This is a genomic window from Streptomyces sp. NPDC045701, assembly GCF_056432045.1.
The window spans coordinates 88,164-106,210 of record NZ_JBWKJV010000004.1; the positions used below are offsets into that span (position 1 = coordinate 88,164).

Here is an 18,047-nt window from a genome sequence, read left to right on the forward strand (position 1 = left end):
AGCGCTGCCGGGCGGTCAAGGGGTTGTGGCTTGGGGGTCAGCCGAGCCAGGACCGGTGTTCGGGGCGGCGGCGGGACCGCGTCCACACCGCCCGGCCGAAGCCGGCGAGCAGGACGGTGACGGCGCCCGAGGCCGCCGACACCAGCATCACGGTGTTGTCATCCCACCCGGAGGCGAGCGAGGAGACCCCGCCGGTCAGCCCGGTGGCGTCCGCCTTGGTCGACGCCTCCGCCGCCTTGACGTCGGAACCGGCGGTGGGCAGCGCGACGTACGGGAAGCGGTGGCCGAACTCCTTGTCGTTGGCGTCGACGGCGTCACCCAGGTCGTTCTTCGCGCCGACCAGTTCGCCTTCGACGGCCTGCAACGCGATGTCCAGCACGTCGTCGGTCAGCCGCCGCCCGTTGGGGAAGCCCGCGTTGTCGCCGTCCAGCACACCGAGCCGCTTCGGCTCGGCCACCGGCTTGATGGAGGTGTTGAGGCGCAGCATCTCCGACGGCTTGCCGTTCGGCGGCTGGTTGAGGCCCTCGACCCCGGTCAGGAACACCGATACGAGGTCGTTGCGCGGCTCCGCCGGGGCCTTGATCTTGTAGATCCCCTCGATGAGCTTCGGCAGCTCGGGTTCGGTGACGTTCTTCAGGAAGTCGCCGTCGTTCTCCGGCGCGGAGGCGTTGAACCTGTCCTTGTCCTTGACCGGGTTGACCACCTCGTTCACCAGCGGCATGCCGAGCCGGGACACGCGCGTCCAGTCCCCGTCGGCGTTCCTCCGCTCGGTCGTGGCGTAGACGCCGATCACCGGCTGCTTCTCGGACTCCCGGAGGTAGGAGCTCGGCACCTGGAGGGCGATGGTGTTGACGTTGTACCCCTTCAGGGTGTCGTTGCCCACCTCCGACAGGTCACCGCCGTACAAGAGGTCGAAGACCCGCAGGTCGAGGAAGAACGGGTCGTCGGCCTGGCCGGCGAACGCCTTCAGCCCGCCGGGGACCTTCCGCACCGCCTGGTCGCGCAGCTTCTGGTAGTCGGGCATCGACGCCTTGCCGACGTGCGACGGCGCGACCGGCAGGTCCTTCGCCAACTGGTGGCGCGAGGCGACCTTCCCGTGTTCCAGGCGTTGCAACTCGATGTCGTACGTCTGCGTGAAGTTGAGGTCGGGATCGTCCAGGCTCTCCACCGCGCCGGTGTTGTACAGGAAGGTGTTCCCGTTCTTGCGGTGGTCCGTGAACGTGAACCGGTACAGCAGGTCGTCCCGCGCGTCCCCGTCGCTGTCGACGTGGAGGTCGTAGCGGGCGTCCTCGGCGAACGGGAAGAAGTTCGGGCCGCCCGCCGGCTCCTGGAACGGCAGCCAGTTGGCGACCAGCGTCGTCGAGTCGGGATGGTCGGGGCTGACGAACGCGTACACGTCCGTGGTGTCGAACTGCGGTTGCCCCGATATCAGGGGGGCCTCCCGGTGGCTGGAGGCGCGCGCCGTCTCCGGCTGCAGCACGCCCACCCCGGCGGCAGCCAGGGCGCCCGCTGCCAGCGCACCGCAGGCGAGCAGTGCGACGCCTCTGCTCCGCCGCGTCCGTCCGCTTCCGGTGGTCGAGGTTGCGGTCATGTCGTCCGTCCTTCATGAGTCGTCGCGTCCGTTCCGGCTCGTTCGTTGGACCAGTACGTGCGCGGCGGCCGTTGTGTTCGGTGTGCCGCCCTCATCGGGGCCGGGTCGGTGCATCTTGGAAGCGGGCGGCGACGGCCCGGACCTCGACGGCGTAGTGCCCCCGGGAGCCGCCCGGGTGGAGCCGCGGGATGCGGTACGTACGCCTCGGCGCCTCGCGCCCGTCCCCGCTCGGGGCGTGGACGTCCTCGTGCGGCGGCCGGACCGGCGGGCCGGCGGGCCGCGCGTCACCGGTGCCCAGAGCGCCGTTGACCAGCAGCGAGGACACCACCAGGAGCCCGCCCACCGCGCCCACCCCGCAGGCCCCGGCCCAGCGTCTCTTCGGCGGCCCGGCCGGCCGGCCGCCCTCCGGGTGCGTCGCGTCGCGCTCCCACAGCGGTTCCACCGTCACCCGCGGTGGAGCGGGAGTGCCGAGGGAACCGGTGTGGTGGAGTTCGGCGCGTGCGGCGTCCAGCGCGTCCAGCACCCGCTGGAACGACTCCATGATCGAGTCGGCGGAGCCGGACTCCCCACCCGGAGTTCGCGGGCGTTCGTCGTCGTCAACGTACAAGGCGGTGCTCCTCGCGGGGGGTACGTGCCTTCCGTCGCGATCCGGGGGTGGCGGGGACCGCGGTGTGTTGCTTCGTCGTCAGGCAATACGCGGCGCGAGCGAGCTTGTCTCATCCCGCCGTCGGGGACGGTTCGGCGGTGCGGTTCACCTCCACCGGCAGATGGGGGAGGTGGTGCCCGAACCGCTCCCGCTTCGTGACCTGGTAGAAGAGGTTCTCCGCACGCGGGGGGATCAGCAGCGGCACCTGCTCGCTGACGGGGATCCCGTACCGCTGCAGCGCCTCCCGTTTGCGCGGGTTGTTGGACATCAGCCGCACCGACCGAACTCCGAGGTCGTGCAGCATCCCCGCCGCCCCCCGGTAGTCCCGGGCGTCGTCCGGGAGGCCGAGTGCCAGGTTCGCCTCGACGGTGTCCAGGCCCTCGGCCTGCAACCGCATCGCCCGCAGCTTGGCCAGCAGGCCGATGCCACGACCCTCGTGCCCCCGGAGGTAGAGGACGACGCCCCGGCCCTCGCTCGCCACCGCGCGCAGCGCCGCGGACAGCTGCTCCCCGCACTCGCAGTGCCTGGACCCGAAGGCGTCCCCGGTCAGGCACTCGGAATGCAGACGGGTCAGCACGGCCTCACCCGCTACGTCTCCGTGGATGAGGGCAATTTGCTCCTCGCCCCCGTCGTGGTCCAGATAGCCGGCGGCGAGGAAATCGCCGAACTCGGTGGACAACCGCACATTCACCACATGCTCGACGCCCGTGGTCCGGCGAGTGGTGTCGGGGAGCACATCATCGGTACCTATCATGGCCCGATCGTATCCGGTAACCTCCGCCAGTGGGCGGGAAACTGACGAGAGGAAAGGGGCGGGAAAAATGAGAGTTCCGCAGCCACGTATGCCGGCACTGGGTATGCTGCCGCTGGAGACGACGACGCGGGACGTGGAAGGGTCCCGCGCCGATGTGGCGGTCCTTCCCATAGGGAGTTTCGAGCAGCACGGCCCGTTCCTCCCTCTGATGACCGACACCGTCATCGCCTGCGCCATCGCGCGCGAGATCACGGCCGCCCACCCCGTGCACCTGCTCCCACCAGTGACGATCTCCTGCTCGCAGGAGCACGCGGACTGGCCGGGAACCGTCAGCATCTCCGCCGCCACGCTGTACGCCCTGGTGCGGGACATCGCCGGATCGCTCCGCCGTTCCGGGATCGGGAACCTCGTCCTGGTCAATGGACACGGCGGGAATTACGTACTTCGCAATGTGGTCCAGGAGTCCGCGGGCAGCGGCACGAAAATGGCATTGTTCCCGGGCGCGGCCGACTGGGACGCGGCACGGGAAAAGGCCGGAGTGCTGACGTCCTCGTACAGCGATATGCACGCGGGTGAAATCGAGACCTCCATTCTTCTGCACGATCATCCGGAATTGGTCCGGCCCGGTTACGAGGTCGCCGACTGGATATCCGACGACCGCAAGCACCTGCTCTCGCTCGGCATGCGGGCCTATACGGAATCCGGAGTCATAGGCCGCCCCTCCAAGGCGTCCGCCGAGAAGGGAAGAAAATTGCTCACCGCCCTCACCGAATCCTTCGGGGAATACCTCACCCTGCTGTCCCCGGGCCCCCGGCGGGGCGCACGGTGACCGGCGCCCCCCGCGTCGTCGACGCGGACGAGGCATGGCGGCGGCTGCGGGGCATCCGGTCCGCCGCCGATGCCGGGGCCGCCGGTCTGGTCGCCGGTCCGGACGGGCGGACGCGGTGGCGGCAGGGCACCCCCGAGGCGGACGACCTGGCCGACCGCTACCTGCCCCTGTGCCTGGCCGGCCCGCACCTCGTCTTCGCCCAACTCGGCCAGAGCCTCGACGGGTTCATCGCCAGCCGCACCGGTGACGCCGACTACGTCACCGGGGAGGAGGACCGCGCGCACCTGCACCGGATGCGCGCCCTCGCCGACGCGGTGGTGGTGGGCGCCGGCACCGCCGTCGCGGACGACCCTCGGCTGACCGTACGCGCCTGCCCCGGCACCGACCCGGTGCGCGTCGTGCTCGACCCGCGCGGCCGCGTACCACTCGGGCACCGGGTGTTCACCGACGGCGCGGCGCCGACCCTGTGGGTCGTGGGCGCGGGCGGGGAGCACGAGCGGGCCGTGGCGGACCGGGACGGCGTCGAGGTCCTGACCCTGCCCGACCGCTCGGCGTTCGCCCCCCGCTGCCTCGTGCGGGAACTCGCCCGGCGCGGCCTGGGCCGCCTGCTCGTGGAGGGCGGCGGGGTCACCGTGTCGCGCTTCCTCCACGAGGGCGCGCTGCACCGGCTGTACGTGACCGTCGCACCGGTCCTGCTCGGCGACGGCGTCCCCGGACTCGCCTTCCCCGGGCCCGCGTCGATGCGCGACGCGCTCCGGCCGCCCACGCGGCGCGTCCTCCTCGGCGAGGACACCCTGTTCGAGCTCGACCTGCGCGCGCCGGGCCCCGGCCAGCCGGTCGGCCACGAGCACGCCCGCGCCGGGCAGGCTCGCGGCGAGGCTCAGTAGGCCGTACACCACCGACACGGTCAGACCCTGGGCCGCCCCCAGCCCCGCCGCGCCGAAGGCCCAGGCGGCGGCACCCTCCCGGGGTCCCCAGCCGGCCACGTTCAGCGGCAGCGCCATGGCGAGCAGGGCCGACACCGTCAGCGGCAGCAGCACCGCCACGGGCGCCGTCGAGCCGGCGGCGCGCGCGGCGAGCAGGAACATGGCGAGGAACCCCGCCAGAACCGCGACGGACGACAGCAGCACCCCCGCCCAGTGGCCGGGGCCGAGCCGCCGGGGGCGCGCATCCGCCGCGGCGGCCGGACCCCGGCCGGCCCGCTCCCGGCGCGGCCGGACGGTCACCACGGCCACCACCGCGAGCAGCGCGCACCCGGCCACCACCGCCATGACCGCGCCGGTCGCGTCCGGGCGCACCCGCGCCAGGGCCGGTGCGGAGGACGTCACCAGCAGCACCGCACCGGCCACGACCAGGACCACCTGGCCGGCGACCCGCTCCAGGACCACCGCGCGCACCCCCCGGCCGACGTCCCCGGCGCTCCGGCCGTGCCGCACCGCGCGGTGCACGTCGCCGAGGACACCGCCGGGCAGCACCGCGTTGAGGAACAACGCCCGGTAGTAGTCGGCGACGGCCCGCCCCAACGGCAGCCGCATGCCCATGGCCCGCGCCACCAGGCGCCAGCGCCAGGCGCTCAGCACGGTCGTGCACGCGCCGATGCCCACGGCACCGACGAGGGTGAGGGCGTCGAGGCCCCGCAGCCCGTCCACGAAGGCGCCGACGCCCTGCCACCACACGACCACCAGCAGGATGGCCGCGCCCGCGACCGTCCCAGGACGGCCCCGCGCCACCGGCTTCGCACGCACCGGCCCCGCAGGGCCCCGTCCCGCTCGGTCCCGTTCCGCCGGGCCGGGCACCGCTCGGGCAAGTGCCGACCGGGTGCGGGCGAGTGTCGCCCGTACCGCCGGCGCCGCCGGGCGCCGTACCGCCGGCGCCGCCGGGCGCCGTACCGCCGGGGGCGTCACGCGGCGGGTCCCGCGGGCGCGGGGGCCGGCAGGGCCAGGACGTCGCTGTGGTGCACCACCACGTGCAACTCACCCGCCTCGCAGGCCTCCAGGCGGCGCCGGAGGTACGCCGCGGCGCGCGGTGCGAGGTCCGGGCGCTGCTCGCGGGCGGCACCGACCCAGCCCCGCAGCCACTGCGCCGTCAGCGCGGAGTCGCCGGGACCCAGCCGCCAGGGGCTCGAACCCACCCGCACGTCCATGCCGCGCTCCGCGAAGACCTGGCGGGCCGCCGCCACGGCGTCCGGCCCCAGCAGCCGCCGGCCGTCGTCCAGACGGCGCTGGTGGTCGTTGAACGCGCCGCCGATGGCGCCGTCCAGCGGGTCGGCGGGCGTCAGTTCGACCCGCCCGGCCACCGACAGCGCCAGCAGCACGGGGCACCCGGCCCCCGCGCAGGCCGCGGCCAGCCGGTCCACCTCGTCGCGGGTGAGCAGGTCCAGCAGGGCGGACGCCGTCACCAGCCCCGTACCGGAGAGCTCCGCCGCGGTGAGCCGGCCGATGTCCCCCTGCCGGGTCGAGACGGTGACGCGCCCACCGCCCGCGCCGGTGCGCGGCATCCGCGCGGCGGCCAGGGCGAGGAGGGCGGCGTCGTGGTCGTGCAGTACCCAGTGCTGGGGCCCGGGCAGCCGGGGTGCGAGCCAGCGGCCCATGGACCCGCTGCCGCACCCCAGGTCCCGCACCACCAGCACGGCGTCCCGCCGCGGTCGCCCGAGGGCCAGGTGCTTCCGGAGCGGGTCGAGGAGACCGGCGGCGCGGGCCGCGGCGTCGGCGGGCTCCCGGAGCGCCAGCCAGTCGGGCGCGAAGCGGGGCCTGTCGGTCACGTTCACGCGGCCTCCCGGGGTTCGAGCCGGAGCTGTTCCAGAGCCCTGGTCAGGCTCCGGGTGGTGGTCTCCCAGCCGGCCAGCGCGGTACGCCGCCGGCGCGCGGCGACCTTGGCGCGGTGGCGTTCGCCGGCCTCGCTCAGCCAGCGCCGCAGCGCCCCGGTGAGCGCCACCGGGTCGCCCGGCGGGACGAGGATGCCCGGCACGCTGCCGTCCGGGGCGTGCCCGACCGCTTCCGGGAGCCCGCCGACGGCCGTGGCCAGCACCGGAACGCCCCGCGCGAGCGCCTCGGTCACCGCCATGCCGTACGTCTCGGCGTGCGACGCCAGCACCAGCAGGTCGGCGCCCGCGTATGCGGCGTTCAGCCCCGGCCCGCCGCGGGGGCCGGCGAGGCGCACGCGGTCGTCGAGGCCGTGCCGCGTGATGAGCCGGCGCACCCGGCCGACGTAGTCCGGGTCCTGGTCCAGCCCGCCCACCAGGGAGCAGGTCCACGGCAGTCCGGCGACGTCCGCGAGGGCCTCCACCAGTTCGTACTGCCCCTTGCGGGGGATGACCGACGCCACGCACAGCAGGCGCGGTTCGCCCCCGGTGCCCCGCGAGGCGTCCCGCGGCGCGCCGGGCTGGGTCGCGCTGCCCGGCGCCGGCGGCCCGATGTCGGCGCCCGGCGCGGCGACATGGACCCGGTCCGGGGCGAGCCCGTGGTGCTCCACGAGCCTGCCCGCCGCCCAGCGGCTGGTGGCGACGACCGCCGCCGCCGCGCGCAGCGTCCGGCGCTCGGCGGCGTCCAGCACCGCCGCCCTGTCGCGCGGGAGCCCCGTCTCGTCGCCCAGCGGCAGGTGCACCAGCACGGCCAGCCGCAGCCGGTCCGCCTCCGGCACGACGACGTCGGGCACGGCGCAGGCGACCAGCCCGTCGAGGAGGAACAGGGAGCCGTCCGGTGCCTCGGCGAGGATCCGCGCCAGCGCCCCGCGCGCGGACGCGCCGGGCCGGGGCCAGTCGCCCGCGACCACGTGCTCGTGGACCTGCCAGCCCAGGCAGGGCAGGTCCCGGCACACCCTGCGGTCGTAGACGTTGCCGCCGCTCGGTGCGGCCGGGTCGTGGACACCGGCCGGCATCACCATCCGTACCGTGCGCGCGGGCCCGGCCGCGCCGGCCGTCACATGGTCGGTCACAGGGCCCGCTCGTAGCTCGCCCACGCGATGTGCGACTCGTGCAGGGTGACCGCGATGCCGGTCAGTCCGCGCGCCCCCTCGCCCAGCGCTCCCGCGTGGACCCGCTCGGCCAGGCGGTCGGCGACGACCTTCGCCAGGAACTCCGTCGAGGTGTTGACGCCCGCGAACTCCGGTTCCTCGTCGAGGTTGCGGTAGTTGAACGCGGCGACCACGTCCGCCAGCTCCCGAGTGGCGAGGCCGATGTCGACGACGATGTTGTCGGCGTCCAGCTCGGCTCGGCGGAAGGTGGCGTCCACGAGGTACGTCGCTCCGTGCAGACGCTGCGCGGGGCCGAACACCTCCCCGCGGAAGCTGTGGGCGATCATGAGGTGCTCGCGGACTGTGACACTGAACAACGGCTGTGACCTCCCGGTCCGTCCTTCGGGGACCGTCGGCGGCCCCCCGCTGTTGATACGGCCGCCGGACGCGGCGCGTTCAGGCCCCCGCGTACCGCACCCGGTGGCAGAGCCCCGGCAGGTCGCCCGCGGCGATGTCGCGCAGCACCGACGGCAGCTCCTCGAAGGCGCACTCGCCGGTGACCAGGGCGTCGAACACCGGGTCGGCGAGCAGGTCGAGCGAGAGCGCCAGCCGGTCGGCGTACGTCCGGCGCGAGCGCCGGGCCTCCGACACACGGCCCACCTGGCTGCCGCGCACCACCAGACGGCCGGAGTGGAACGCCTCGCCCAGCGGCAGGCTGACGCGCCGGTCCCCGTACCAGCTCAGTTCCAGCACCGTGCCCTCCGGAGCCAGGAGTTCCAGCGAGCGGACGAGACCGGCCTCGGTGGCGCTGGCGTGGACCGCGAGGTCGCAGCCGTCCAGGGCGTCCTCCGGGAGCGCGAAGCCGACGCCGAGCGCGGCGGCCACCGGGGCGCGGGCCGGGTCGGCGTCCACGAGCTGGACGCGCACGCCGGGGAAGCGGGCGAGCAGCGCCGCGACCGAGCAGCCGATCATCCCCGCCCCGACGACGGCGATCCGGTCCCCGACCAGCGGGGCCGCGTCCCACAGGGCGTTCACCGCGGTCTCCACCGTCCCGGCCAGCACCGCCCGCGCGGCGGGCACGGTGTCCGGCACCGGCGTCACGGCGCCGGCGGGGACGACGTACCGGGTCTGGTGCGGGTACAGGCAGAAGACGGTGCGGCCGGCCAGGTGCCCGGGGCCCTCCTCGACCACACCGACGTTCAGGTACCCGTACTTGACCGGTCCCGGGAACTCGCCGTCCTGGAACGGCGCCCGCATCGCGCGGTGCTGACTCTCCGGCACGCCGCCGCGGAACACGAGGCTCTCCGTGCCGCGGCTCACTCCGGTGAACAGGGTGCGGACGACGACGTCGCCGTCGGCCGGGTCCGGCAGGGGCACGTCACGTATGCCGCCCTGGCCGGGGGAGCGCAGCCAGAAGGCGCGCGCGGTGCGCTTCACGGGATCTCCTGTTGAACGCTGGGGTGCCGGTGCACGTTTGGAGGGTGACGAGGCCGCACACGGTAACGGCGGCCACCGACTCTGTCACAGGTCCGGAGGATCTCCCTTGCCCGTGCGCGACATGACCGACGAAGATCCGGGCGCGCGCCCGGTCGTACGTCCGGACCCGCGCCCACTGCGCCTGGAGCCCGCCCTCGGCGCGGCGGCGCAGCTCCTGCTGCTGCTCCTGCTCGGTACGCTGACGGGGCTGGGTCCCGCCGGATGGCTGACCGGCCTGGTGTTCACGGTCGCCCTGTGGGGCGTGCTGACCCGCGCCCTGTTCCGGTCGTGGCCGGGACCCATGCCCTTCGGTCCGGCCAACGCCGTCACCCTGACCCGGGCGACGCTCGTCGGGGGCGTCGCGGCGCTGGTCGCGGACCTGTTCACGAGCCGGCCGCCGGTGGTGGCCCTGGCCGCGCTCACCACGGTGGCGCTGGCGCTGGACGCGGTCGACGGCCGGGTGGCCCGGCGCACCGGGACGGCGACGCCGTTCGGCGCCCGCTTCGACATGGAGGTCGACGCCTTCCTCATCCTGGTCCTCAGCGTCCAGGTGGCCCTGTCGACGGGCGTGTGGGTGCTGGCGATCGGTGCCATGCGGTACGTCTTCGTCGCGGCCGCCCGCGTCCTGCCGTGGCTCGACGGGCCGTTGCCGCCGAGCACGGCCCGCAAGGCGGTGGCCGCCGTACAGGGCGTCGTCCTGCTGGTGGCGGGCACCGGCGTCCTGCCGGCCGCGCCGGCGTGCGCGGCGGTGGCGGCGGCGCTGGCGCTGCTCGTGTGGTCCTTCGCGCGGGACGTCCGGTGGCTGTGGCGCGCCCGCCCCCCGGGCGATGCCCGTCGGGCGGCGGGGGGCGTCGGGCGGCCGGTCAGGCGAGCCTCCAGCGGTGCAGCCGGTCGCCGTCGCGGGTGAGCCAGGTGCCGTCGCCGAACGTGGTGACGTCCTGGGTCACGGGCTCGGGGTAGCGCAACCGTCCCAGGGGCCGCAGGGAGTCCGCCGCGAGGAGCCAGTGGGTCCGCTCCAGCCGGCCGTGCCGGGTCACCCAGTCGGCCGTCACGAGCAGATGCGCCTCGTCCAGCGCGTACGCGTGCCCGAAGTCGTCGTTCTCGGCGTCCCACGACAGCGCGCCGAGGTCCAGGACCGTCGTCCGTCGCGGGTCGGCGGCGTCGTGCAGGGCCAGTTCACAGCGGTCGTCGTCCAGGCTCATGCCCTCGGCGCGGCGCATCGTGACGAGACGCGACGAGCGGGGGACGAACCCCGTCAGCCGATGGCGGTCCGGTCCGGCCCCGACGATCCGCGTACCGTCCCGCGACGTCTCGGCCCAGTGGCTCGCCCAGCTGTACCAGGCCGTCCAGAACGATGCCCCGAGCAGCCGGCCGTCGTCGCGCCACTCCAGCGACAGGGCCCCGGAGACCGCAGCCACCGGCCGCTCGGCCAGGACGTCCCCCGTCGCCGCGTCCAGCAGCATCAGCCGGTCCCGCCCGTACCCCCGGGGCGGCGGGCCGTCGTGGAGCAGGACCGCCCGGCCCGCGATGTCCTCCGGGGAGAGCAGCGTCGGTACGGCGGCCGCGACGAAGCGTCCGCACGGGCTGGCGGCCGGGGCGCCGGGCGCCCGGGGCGTGCGGTGGCCGCCGTGCCAGGTGGCGTGCGGCAACTCCCAGCGGACCGTCCCGTCATCCGCCAGCGAACGGACGTACGAGGGCCCGGCGACGACGAAGCCGCCGCCGGGCGCCGGGTCGGCCCGTGCGCCGGGTGGCGTTTCGTACACGCCGGCCGGCTCCCGTACGCCCGCGAGGTACGCCTCCCGGTCGTGCACCTCGACGCGGTCCCGCGTCCGTACGCACAGCCGTCCGGCGCTCGCCGCCTCCACCCTGCCGGTCGTCCGGGCGGTGCCGAGCGGCACGACGTCGACGCGTATGTCCCCCGTCTCCCTCATGACCGGAATCCTGACAGGCCCGCTGGATCACAGGCCACCGGCCGGCCGGCAGCGGTCGGCCGCACCGCGCCGTACCGGATCACCGCGGGCCGTAGGCGGTCAGGAAACGGTCGCGGAAGGCGTCCATGCGCCAGACCGGGGCGCCGGGTCCCGGCTTCGGGCCGTCCTGCCAGCCCCAGCCGGAGGTACGGGCCACCACGGCGGGGTCGCGGGCGACGATCGTCACCGGCACGTCGCGCCCCAGGCGGTCGCGCGTGACGGTCGGGACGGGCTGGTGATCACCGAGGAGAACGACCACGGTGTCGTCGTCGCCGTACCGCTCGACGTACGAGAAGAGGCTGTTCAGCGAGTACGCGACGGCGCGGCCGTACGCGTCGCGCACCCGGACGGCGTCCCTCCAGACCTCCTTGGGGTCCTCGCCGGCCTTCTTGACGGACTCGTAGACGGACCCGTCCCCGAGTCCGTCCCAGGGCAGCATGGTGGGTACGGGTGCCCAGGGGTTGTGGCTGGAGGTGAGGATGATCTCCGCCATCAGGGGGCCGCGGCCCGGCCTGCCGTGCTCCAGACGCTCGAAGGCCGCCAGGCTGAACTGGTCGGGCACCGGCGTCCAGCTGAACTTGGGGCCGTGGTACCCGAGGTTCCTGGAGTCGTATACGTGATCCAGGCCGTAGAACCGCCCCTCCGGCCAGGCGCGCGTGACACCCGGCATGATGCCGACCGTCCGCCATGCGCCCGCCCGGCGGAACGCGCCGGTCAGGGTCAGGCGGTCGCCGGAGGTGAGGTCGCGGTAGCGCCGCTGGTTGTCGATCCACAGGCCCGACGCGAAGGTGGAGTGGGCCAGCCAGCTCCCGCCGCCCGTCGTGGGAGAGGTGAGGAAGGCGCTCCGGGAGGAGAACCCGGCAGCGCCCAGCCGTCGTGACCCGTCCGCGAGGGCCGCGCCGATCCGCGGCGACATCTCCGGGTCCTGGACCGCGCTGCGGCCGTAGCTCTCGATGAAGACGAACAGCACGTCCTTGCCGCGCAGCCCGGTCAGCAGCCGGTCGGCCGGCGCGTCGCGGAACGCGTCGACGGCGGCCTCCCGCGCGAACGCCTCCCGGTCCGCCACCCCGGCCCGCACCTGCCGCACCCGGCCACTGACGGCGTCGGCCGCGCCCCGTGAGGCGACCGCCGCGCCGGACACCTGCGCACCGAGCGCCGCGCAGACCATCCAGGCGGTGCCCGAGACCAGGATCGCCGGGGTCACCACGGCACGGTGCCGGACCGCGACGCGGGAGAGCCGGACCACCGACAGGGCCGTCGAAACGAGCAGGGCGACGACGAGGACCCCGGCCCCGATCACCACGCCGGTCGCGCCGGCCGGGCCCAGGGAGTCGCCCAGGAACGCCTCGGCGTCGTCGAACAGGACCCAGTCGAGTACGGGATCGAAGGGCCGGGCGAGCACGGAACGGAAGCCCATGTCGAGCAGGTTCAGCAGCGTCAGCACCCCGAGGCCCGCCCCGGCGAGCACCGCCACCACCCGCCTGGCCCCCGGCCGCAGCACCAGCAGCAGCGCCGCCCCGCCCACCGCCTCCACCGGTATGCGCGTGAAGGCGCCGGGCGTGAGCCGCTCCACCCGGTCCGGCAGCAGCAGGGCCGCCGTCACCAGCACGGCGGAGAGCCCGGTGGCCACCCGCGCGGCCACGGCCCGCGCCACCGCCCGGCCCGGCCGGACACCCTCCTCCGGGGGCGCGGTGGCCGTACGCGGCAGCAGACGAGACGTCCCGATCGACACCCGAGGTCCTTCCGTGCGAATCCCAGCGGTACGGCGGACCCGGCCCGTGAGCAGGGGCCGCCGTGGGAGGTACGGACGGCGGACCGGTGCCGTTCAAGGCGGCGGAACGGGGAAGGCCCTGTGGAGGACGAACCCCCTCATCACCCAGGAAGGCGTCACATGTCGAAACCACCGCTTCCCGACGAGGCCGTCGCGATGCTCAGCAAGGCCAACCCGGCCACCATCACCACGCTCCGGGCGGACGGCCGGCCGGTCTCCACGGCCACCTGGTACCTCTGGGACGACGGCCGGGTCCTGGTGAACATGGACGAGGGCCGCAAGCGGCTCGAACACGTGCGCCGCGACCCCCGGGTGTCGCTGACCGTCCTGGACGCGGACAACTGGTACACCCACCTGAGCCTGACCGGCCGTGTCGTCGAACTGAGCGAGGACAGGGAACTGGCCGACATCGACCGGCTGTCCCGCCACTACCTCGGCCGGCCGTACGCCCAACGGGACCGCCGCAGGTTCAGCGCCTGGGTCGAGATCGACCGTTGGCACGGCTGGGGAACACTGAAGGACACCGACCGCCCCGGCTGACGGGTCCCGGCCCGCACATCCGGCCGCGGGCCCGACCGGCCCACCGGCCCGTACCCGGGACCTCCCGGCCGGGTGAGCCGCGTCTCACCCGGCCGGGGACGCTTGTCTATGCAACGAGTTGCATAGAAAGATCGGGGTATGGCGCTCGACCACGCGATCCTCGTGTCCCTGCTGGAGCAGCCGGGCTCCGGCTATGAGCTGGCCCGGCGGTTCGAGCGGTCCATCGGCTACTTCTGGACCGCCACCCACCAGCAGATCTACCGCGTGCTCAAGCGCATGGAGAGCGACGGCTGGATCGACGTCCGCGAGGTGCCGCAGCAGGGCCGCCCGGACAAGAAGGAGTACTCCGTCGCCGCCCCCGGCCGGACCGCGCTCTCCGAGTGGCTGCACGAGCCGATCGAACCCGAGAGCGTCCGCCACGACCTCGCCGTGAAGATCCGTGGCGCGGCCTTCGACGACCCGGCCGCCCTGATCCGCGAGGTCGAGCGGTACCGGGAGGTCCATGCCGAGCGGCTCGCCCACTACCTCGCGGGCGAGGTCCGGGACTTCACCGGCCCCGAGGCCCCGCACGTCCCCGGACCGCCCGACGCGGGGCGGGAGCTCCAGCACGTCGTGCTGCGCGGCGGCATCGCGTACGAGCGGATGACGCTCGGCTGGCTCGACGACGTTCTGGCCACCCTGCACAGGCTCGCCTCCGCACGGTGAACCGCCGCCCGCCCCGCGGCGCCCCCAGCACCTCACCACCCTCACCACCTCGACCACACGACCCTCCGGAAAGGCGGACACCCATGGCCGACCCGCTGCTGTTCAACCCGCGCACCTACGACCCGGCGCACTTCGACCCGGAGACCCGCAGGCTGCTGCGCGCGACCGTCGACTGGTTCGAGGAGCGCGGCAAGCGACGGCTGATCGAGGACTACCGCTCCCGCGCCTGGCTCGCCGACTTCCTCGCCTTCTCCGCCAAGGAGGGTCTGTTCGCCACCTTCCTCACCCCCGCGTCCGCCGCCGGCGGCCAGGGAGACAAGCGGTGGGACACCGCCCGCATCGCCGCCCTCAACGAGATCTTCGGCTTCTACGGGCTCGACTACTGGTACGCCTGGCAGGTCACCATCCTCGGCCTCGGCCCGGTCTGGCAGAGCGACAACGCCGCCGCCCGCGCCCGCGCCGCGGAACTCCTGGCGCGGGGCGAGGTGTTCGCCTTCGGTCTGTCCGAGAAGACCCACGGCGCCGACATCTACTCCACCGACATGCTGCTGGAGCCCGACGGCGAGGGCGGCTTCCGGGCGACCGGCTCCAAGTACTACATCGGCAACGGCAACGCCGCCGGGCTCGTCTCCGTCTTCGGCCGCCGCACCGACGTCGAGGGCCCCGACGGGTACGTCTTCTTCGCCGCCGACAGCCGCCACCCGGCGTACCACCTGGTGAAGAACGTCGTCGACTCCTCCAAGTACGTCAGCGAGTTCCGCCTGGAGGACTACCCCGTCACCGCCGAGGACGTCCTGCACACCGGCCGCGCCGCGTTCGACGCCGCCCTCAACACCGTGAACGTCGGCAAGTTCAACCTGTGCACCGCCTCCATCGGCATCTGCGAGCACGCGATGTACGAGGCCGTCACCCACGCGCACAACCGCATCCTCTACGGCCGCCCCGTCACCGCGTTCCCGCACGTGCGCCGCGAGCTGACCGACGCGTACGTCCGCCTCGTCGGGATGAAGCTCTTCAGCGACCGGGCCGTCGACTACTTCCGCTCCGCCGGCCCGGACGACCGCCGCTACCTCCTCTTCAACCCCATGACGAAGATGAAGGTGACCACGGAGGGCGAGAAGGTCATCGACCTGATGTGGGACGTCATCGCCGCCAAGGGCTTCGAGAAGGACAACTACTTCGCCCAGGCCGCCATCGAGATCCGGGGCCTGCCCAAGCTGGAGGGCACGGTCCACGTCAACCTCGCGCTCATCCTGAAGTTCATGCGCAACCACCTGCTGGACCCGGCCGGTTACGAACCCGTCCCCACCCGCCTGGACGCGGCCGACGACACGTTCCTCTTCCGCCAGGGCCCGGCCCGGGGCCTCGGCTCCGTACGCTTCCACGACTGGCGCCCGGCGTTCGACGCGTACGCCCACGTGCCCAACGTCGCACGGTTCCGGGAGCAGGCCGACGCCCTGTGCGAGTTCGTCACCACCGCCGCCCCCGACGAGGAGCAGAGCCGCGACCTCGATCTGCTCCTCGCCGTGGGCCAGCTGTTCGCGCTCGTCGTCCACGGCCAGCTGATCCTGGAGCAGGCGCGGCTGACGGGCCTCGACCAGGACGTCCTGGACGAACTGTTCGCCGTCCTGGTGCGCGACTTCTCCGCCCACGCCGTCGAACTGCACGGCAAGGACTCCGCCACCGAGCAGCAGCAGCTCTGGGCCCTCGGAGCGGTGCGCCGCCCGGTCGTCGACGAGGACCGCTCGGGCCGGGTCTGGGAGCGCGTCGAGGCGCTGTCCGGCGCCTACGAGATGGCGGGGTGACCCCGCGTACGGGGCAAGGGCGCCGGCGCCCTTCCCCCGTACGCGGGCGGCGGGCCGGTGGGCCCCGGGCGGTCAGCCACTCCCACCGGCCCGGCGGGGCCGGAGATGGATGTCCGGACCGCTGCTGCCCGGCGCCTCCGCGCCCGGCAGCAGCCGCATGGCACGGTCGTAGTCCCCGCCGGTGAGTGTCCGGAAGGGCACCGGCTCGTCGGTGAAGAGCCCGTCGAGCCGCCGCCCGTACTCCCGCCGCGCGACCGCGTACCGCTCGTCCGGCAGGTCGTTCGCCTCGCACACCGTGAACGGCTCCAGCGGTGCCATGCCGGTGAAGAAGAACAGGCCGTGCTGGAGCGGGTGGAGGAGGTCCGCGAAGCGCCCGTGGATGCCCCGGTCCGAGAACGCCGACCCCCTGGCCCCGGCGGTCACCGACACGAGCGCCCGCCGGCCCGCGAGGGGGCCCTCGGCATAGGGCGGCGGGACGGAGGGGCCGTAGGCGAAGCCGGCGGTGAACACCCGGTCGATCCAGCCCTTCAGGATCGCGGGCACCGAGAACCACCACAGCGGGAACTGCAGGATCACCGCGTCCGACCAGAGCACCTTCTCCTGCTCGGCGGCCACGTCCGGCGACAGCCGCCCCGCCAGCGTGGCCCGTTCCGAGACGGCCATCACGCTCAGCCTCCGGTCCACGGCGTCGGCCGGGTAGTCGTCGGCGTCCACCGCGGTCTTCCACTTCATCGCGTAGAGGTCGGACACCCGCACCTGGTGTCCCGCCTCCCGCAGGTGGTCGGCCGCGAACGAGGTCAACGCGGCGTTGAGAGAGGCGGGTTCGGGGTGGGCGCTGACGACGAGGATCTTCTTCATGGTGACAGGCTCTCCCGGTCGCCGGCCCGGAGCCAGCGCCCTGCCCGACCGGCGGACCGGTGATCCTGGTACCGCGGGTGCCACCCATACTGGAGCCCATGGACGCGACCCATGGGATCGACGGCATCGGCGACACCGGGCGGGCGCTCGGCGGCTTCCTCCGCGCCCGCCGGGGACGCGTCGCGCCGGAGCGGGCCGGGCTCGCGGGCGGTGGCCGCCGCCGGGTGCGGGGCCTGCGCAGGGAGGAACTGGCCCTGCTCGCCGGGATCAGCGTGGACTACTACGTCCGCCTGGAACAGGGCCGCGCCACCCAGCCGTCGGCCGAGGTGCTCGACGCGCTCGCGAGGGCGCTCGGCCTCGACGCCGCCGGGCGCGGCCACCTGGACACGCTGGCCGGCGCCCGGCGCTGCCCCGTACCGCGGGCGCGGATCGGTCCGTCGCTGCTGCGGATCCTGGACGCCACGGCCGGGCTTCCGGCCTTCGTGACCGACCACCGCCTGGACGTGGTGGCCGCCAACCGCCTGGGCGCCGAACTGATCGGCGGCGTGGGCGAGCCGGGCCGGCGCGACCGGAACAACGCCCGGTACCTGTTCCTCGACCCCGCCTCCCGCCACGTCCACCCGGAGTGGGAGGACAGGGCCGCCGAAGCGGTGGGCCAGCTGCGGGTCTCGGCGGGGCGGTACCCGGGCGACCCGGAACTGGCCGCGCTGATCACCGAACTCTCCTCGGGCAGCGACGACTTCCGGCGGATCTGGGCCACCGGCGAGGTCGTGATGTGCGCGGCCGGGCGCAAGCGGCTGTGGCACCCGGCGACCGGACCGCTCGACCTGGACTACGAGACGCTTCACGTGCCTGCCGCCCCCAGCGAGACGGGAGCGGTCATGCACGTCTTCAGTGCCGAGGAGGACGGGGAGGGGGCCCTCGCCCTCGCCCGGCTGGTCGAGACCCTGACACCGCCGGGCCCGTCCCGAGGCTGAGCCCCCGGTCGGGGCCGCGTCCCGGCGGGCGGCGCGGGGCTGGTGACACCGGCCACGAGCCGGGTGCCGTTCCTGACCGGTGCGGTGGTGCGGTGGTGCGGTACCGGGGTGAAGCCACCGACCTCCACCCCGGTACCGCCCCAGGGGCGGGGGCCGGTGAGAGATCAAAACGGC

General features: G+C 74.3%; 17 protein-coding genes and 1 pseudogene. 7 read left to right on the plus strand and 11 right to left on the minus strand.

Annotated features, from left to right (window positions below):
• Nucleotides 1-37: 37 nt before the first annotated feature.
• From AC07DW_RS06330 to ribA, 3 genes are all read right to left on the minus strand, one after another.
• Nucleotides 38-1,591 (minus strand): DUF4331 domain-containing protein, encoded by a 1,554-nt coding sequence (locus tag AC07DW_RS06330; protein WP_478856456.1) that lies wholly within the window; start codon nucleotides 1,589-1,591, stop codon nucleotides 38-40.
• Between the two features lie 91 nt (nucleotides 1,592-1,682).
• Nucleotides 1,683-2,198, minus strand: a complete 516-nt coding sequence (locus tag AC07DW_RS06335; RefSeq protein WP_478856457.1) for a hypothetical protein — start codon at nucleotides 2,196-2,198, stop codon at nucleotides 1,683-1,685.
• A 109-nt stretch (nucleotides 2,199-2,307) separates the two neighbouring features.
• On the minus strand, nucleotides 2,308-2,991 hold the full coding sequence (ribA, locus tag AC07DW_RS06340; protein WP_478856458.1) for a GTP cyclohydrolase II: 684 nt from the start codon (nucleotides 2,989-2,991) through the stop codon (nucleotides 2,308-2,310).
• Nucleotides 2,992-3,079: 88 nt separating this feature from the next.
• Between ribA and AC07DW_RS06345 the strand changes: the two genes are divergently transcribed.
• Nucleotides 3,080-3,820 (plus strand): creatininase family protein, encoded by a 741-nt coding sequence (locus AC07DW_RS06345; RefSeq protein ID WP_478856459.1) that lies wholly within the window; start codon nucleotides 3,080-3,082, stop codon nucleotides 3,818-3,820.
• Entirely contained in the window at nucleotides 3,817-4,707 is an 891-nt protein-coding gene (locus AC07DW_RS06350) for a RibD family protein (protein ID WP_478856460.1), read from the plus strand. Before AC07DW_RS06345 ends, AC07DW_RS06350 begins: the two co-directional genes overlap by 4 nt.
• Before the next feature lie 42 nt (nucleotides 4,708-4,749).
• Here AC07DW_RS06350 and AC07DW_RS06355 read toward each other — a convergent pair.
• From AC07DW_RS06355 to AC07DW_RS06375, 5 genes and pseudogenes are all read right to left on the minus strand, one after another.
• Nucleotides 4,750-5,724: pseudogene (locus AC07DW_RS06355) on the minus strand (lysylphosphatidylglycerol synthase transmembrane domain-containing protein); the annotation flags it as partial.
• Entirely contained in the window at nucleotides 5,721-6,587 is an 867-nt protein-coding gene (locus AC07DW_RS06360) for a methyltransferase domain-containing protein (RefSeq protein ID WP_478856461.1), read from the minus strand. The gene AC07DW_RS06360 and the pseudogene AC07DW_RS06355, both read right to left, overlap by 4 nt.
• Nucleotides 6,584-7,702, minus strand: a complete 1,119-nt coding sequence (locus AC07DW_RS06365; protein WP_478856710.1) for a glycosyltransferase family 4 protein — start codon at nucleotides 7,700-7,702, stop codon at nucleotides 6,584-6,586. The genes AC07DW_RS06360 and AC07DW_RS06365 overlap by 4 nt, the downstream gene beginning before the upstream one ends.
• Nucleotides 7,703-7,749: 47 nt before the next feature.
• Nucleotides 7,750-8,148, minus strand: a complete 399-nt coding sequence (locus tag AC07DW_RS06370; protein ID WP_478856462.1) for a 6-pyruvoyl trahydropterin synthase family protein — start codon at nucleotides 8,146-8,148, stop codon at nucleotides 7,750-7,752.
• A 79-nt stretch (nucleotides 8,149-8,227) separates the two neighbouring features.
• On the minus strand, nucleotides 8,228-9,208 hold the full coding sequence (locus AC07DW_RS06375; RefSeq protein ID WP_478856463.1) for a zinc-dependent alcohol dehydrogenase: 981 nt from the start codon (nucleotides 9,206-9,208) through the stop codon (nucleotides 8,228-8,230).
• A 121-nt stretch (nucleotides 9,209-9,329) separates the two neighbouring features.
• Between AC07DW_RS06375 and AC07DW_RS06380 the strand changes: the two genes are divergently transcribed.
• Nucleotides 9,330-10,154: a CDP-alcohol phosphatidyltransferase family protein gene (locus AC07DW_RS06380; protein WP_478856464.1), complete on the plus strand. Its 825-nt coding sequence runs from the start codon at nucleotides 9,330-9,332 to the stop codon at nucleotides 10,152-10,154.
• Here the strand turns inward: AC07DW_RS06380 and AC07DW_RS06385 are convergent.
• Nucleotides 10,111-11,178: a hypothetical protein gene (locus AC07DW_RS06385; protein WP_478856465.1), complete on the minus strand. Its 1,068-nt coding sequence runs from the start codon at nucleotides 11,176-11,178 to the stop codon at nucleotides 10,111-10,113. The two genes, AC07DW_RS06380 and AC07DW_RS06385, sit on opposite strands and share 44 nt — an antisense overlap.
• 79 nt (nucleotides 11,179-11,257) lie before the next feature.
• A complete protein-coding gene (locus AC07DW_RS06390; protein ID WP_478856466.1) occupies nucleotides 11,258-12,949 on the minus strand; it encodes an alkaline phosphatase family protein in 1,692 nt (563 codons plus the stop codon).
• 159 nt (nucleotides 12,950-13,108) lie between these two features.
• Here AC07DW_RS06390 and AC07DW_RS06395 point away from each other — a divergent pair, with 159 nt between their 5' ends.
• From AC07DW_RS06395 to AC07DW_RS06405, 3 genes are all read left to right on the plus strand, one after another.
• The gene (locus AC07DW_RS06395) at nucleotides 13,109-13,528 is read left to right on the plus strand and encodes a PPOX class F420-dependent oxidoreductase (RefSeq protein WP_478856467.1); all 420 of its coding nucleotides are present in this window, start codon (nucleotides 13,109-13,111) and stop codon (nucleotides 13,526-13,528) included.
• A gap of 138 nt (nucleotides 13,529-13,666) precedes the next feature.
• Nucleotides 13,667-14,233, plus strand: a complete 567-nt coding sequence (locus AC07DW_RS06400; protein WP_478856468.1) for a PadR family transcriptional regulator — start codon at nucleotides 13,667-13,669, stop codon at nucleotides 14,231-14,233.
• An 83-nt stretch (nucleotides 14,234-14,316) separates the two neighbouring features.
• On the plus strand, nucleotides 14,317-16,038 hold the full coding sequence (locus tag AC07DW_RS06405) for an acyl-CoA dehydrogenase family protein (protein ID WP_478856469.1): 1,722 nt from the start codon (nucleotides 14,317-14,319) through the stop codon (nucleotides 16,036-16,038).
• A 72-nt stretch (nucleotides 16,039-16,110) separates the two neighbouring features.
• On the opposite strand, the gene AC07DW_RS06410 is transcribed toward AC07DW_RS06405, so the two are convergent.
• Nucleotides 16,111-16,896 (minus strand): NAD(P)H-dependent oxidoreductase, encoded by a 786-nt coding sequence (locus AC07DW_RS06410; protein ID WP_478856470.1) that lies wholly within the window; start codon nucleotides 16,894-16,896, stop codon nucleotides 16,111-16,113.
• Nucleotides 16,897-16,994: 98 nt separating this feature from the next.
• On the opposite strand from AC07DW_RS06410, the gene AC07DW_RS06415 reads away from it, so the two are divergent.
• Nucleotides 16,995-17,873: a helix-turn-helix domain-containing protein gene (locus tag AC07DW_RS06415; RefSeq protein WP_478856471.1), complete on the plus strand. Its 879-nt coding sequence runs from the start codon at nucleotides 16,995-16,997 to the stop codon at nucleotides 17,871-17,873.
• Nucleotides 17,874-18,047 lie beyond the last annotated feature (174 nt).

Excerpts from the sequence above, each read along its gene's own strand:
- AC07DW_RS06330 (WP_478856456.1), bottom strand. The coding sequence starts at position 1,591 with ATGACCGCAACCTCGACCACCGGAAGCGGACGGACGCGGCGGAGCAGA.
- ribA (WP_478856458.1), bottom strand. The coding sequence starts at position 2,991 with ATGATAGGTACCGATGATGTGCTCCCCGACACCACTCGCCGGACCACG.
- AC07DW_RS06345 (WP_478856459.1), top strand. The coding sequence starts at position 3,080 with ATGCCGGCACTGGGTATGCTGCCGCTGGAGACGACGACGCGGGACGTG.
- AC07DW_RS06365 (WP_478856710.1), bottom strand. The coding sequence starts at position 7,702 with ATGGTGATGCCGGCCGGTGTCCACGACCCGGCCGCACCGAGCGGCGGC.
- AC07DW_RS06380 (WP_478856464.1), top strand. The coding sequence starts at position 9,330 with ATGACCGACGAAGATCCGGGCGCGCGCCCGGTCGTACGTCCGGACCCG.
- AC07DW_RS06385 (WP_478856465.1), bottom strand. The coding sequence starts at position 11,178 with ATGAGGGAGACGGGGGACATACGCGTCGACGTCGTGCCGCTCGGCACC.
- AC07DW_RS06395 (WP_478856467.1), top strand. The coding sequence starts at position 13,109 with ATGTCGAAACCACCGCTTCCCGACGAGGCCGTCGCGATGCTCAGCAAG.
- AC07DW_RS06400 (WP_478856468.1), top strand. The coding sequence starts at position 13,667 with ATGGCGCTCGACCACGCGATCCTCGTGTCCCTGCTGGAGCAGCCGGGC.
- AC07DW_RS06405 (WP_478856469.1), top strand. The coding sequence starts at position 14,317 with ATGGCCGACCCGCTGCTGTTCAACCCGCGCACCTACGACCCGGCGCAC.
- AC07DW_RS06410 (WP_478856470.1), bottom strand. The coding sequence starts at position 16,896 with ATGAAGAAGATCCTCGTCGTCAGCGCCCACCCCGAACCCGCCTCTCTC.
- AC07DW_RS06415 (WP_478856471.1), top strand. The coding sequence starts at position 16,995 with ATGGACGCGACCCATGGGATCGACGGCATCGGCGACACCGGGCGGGCG.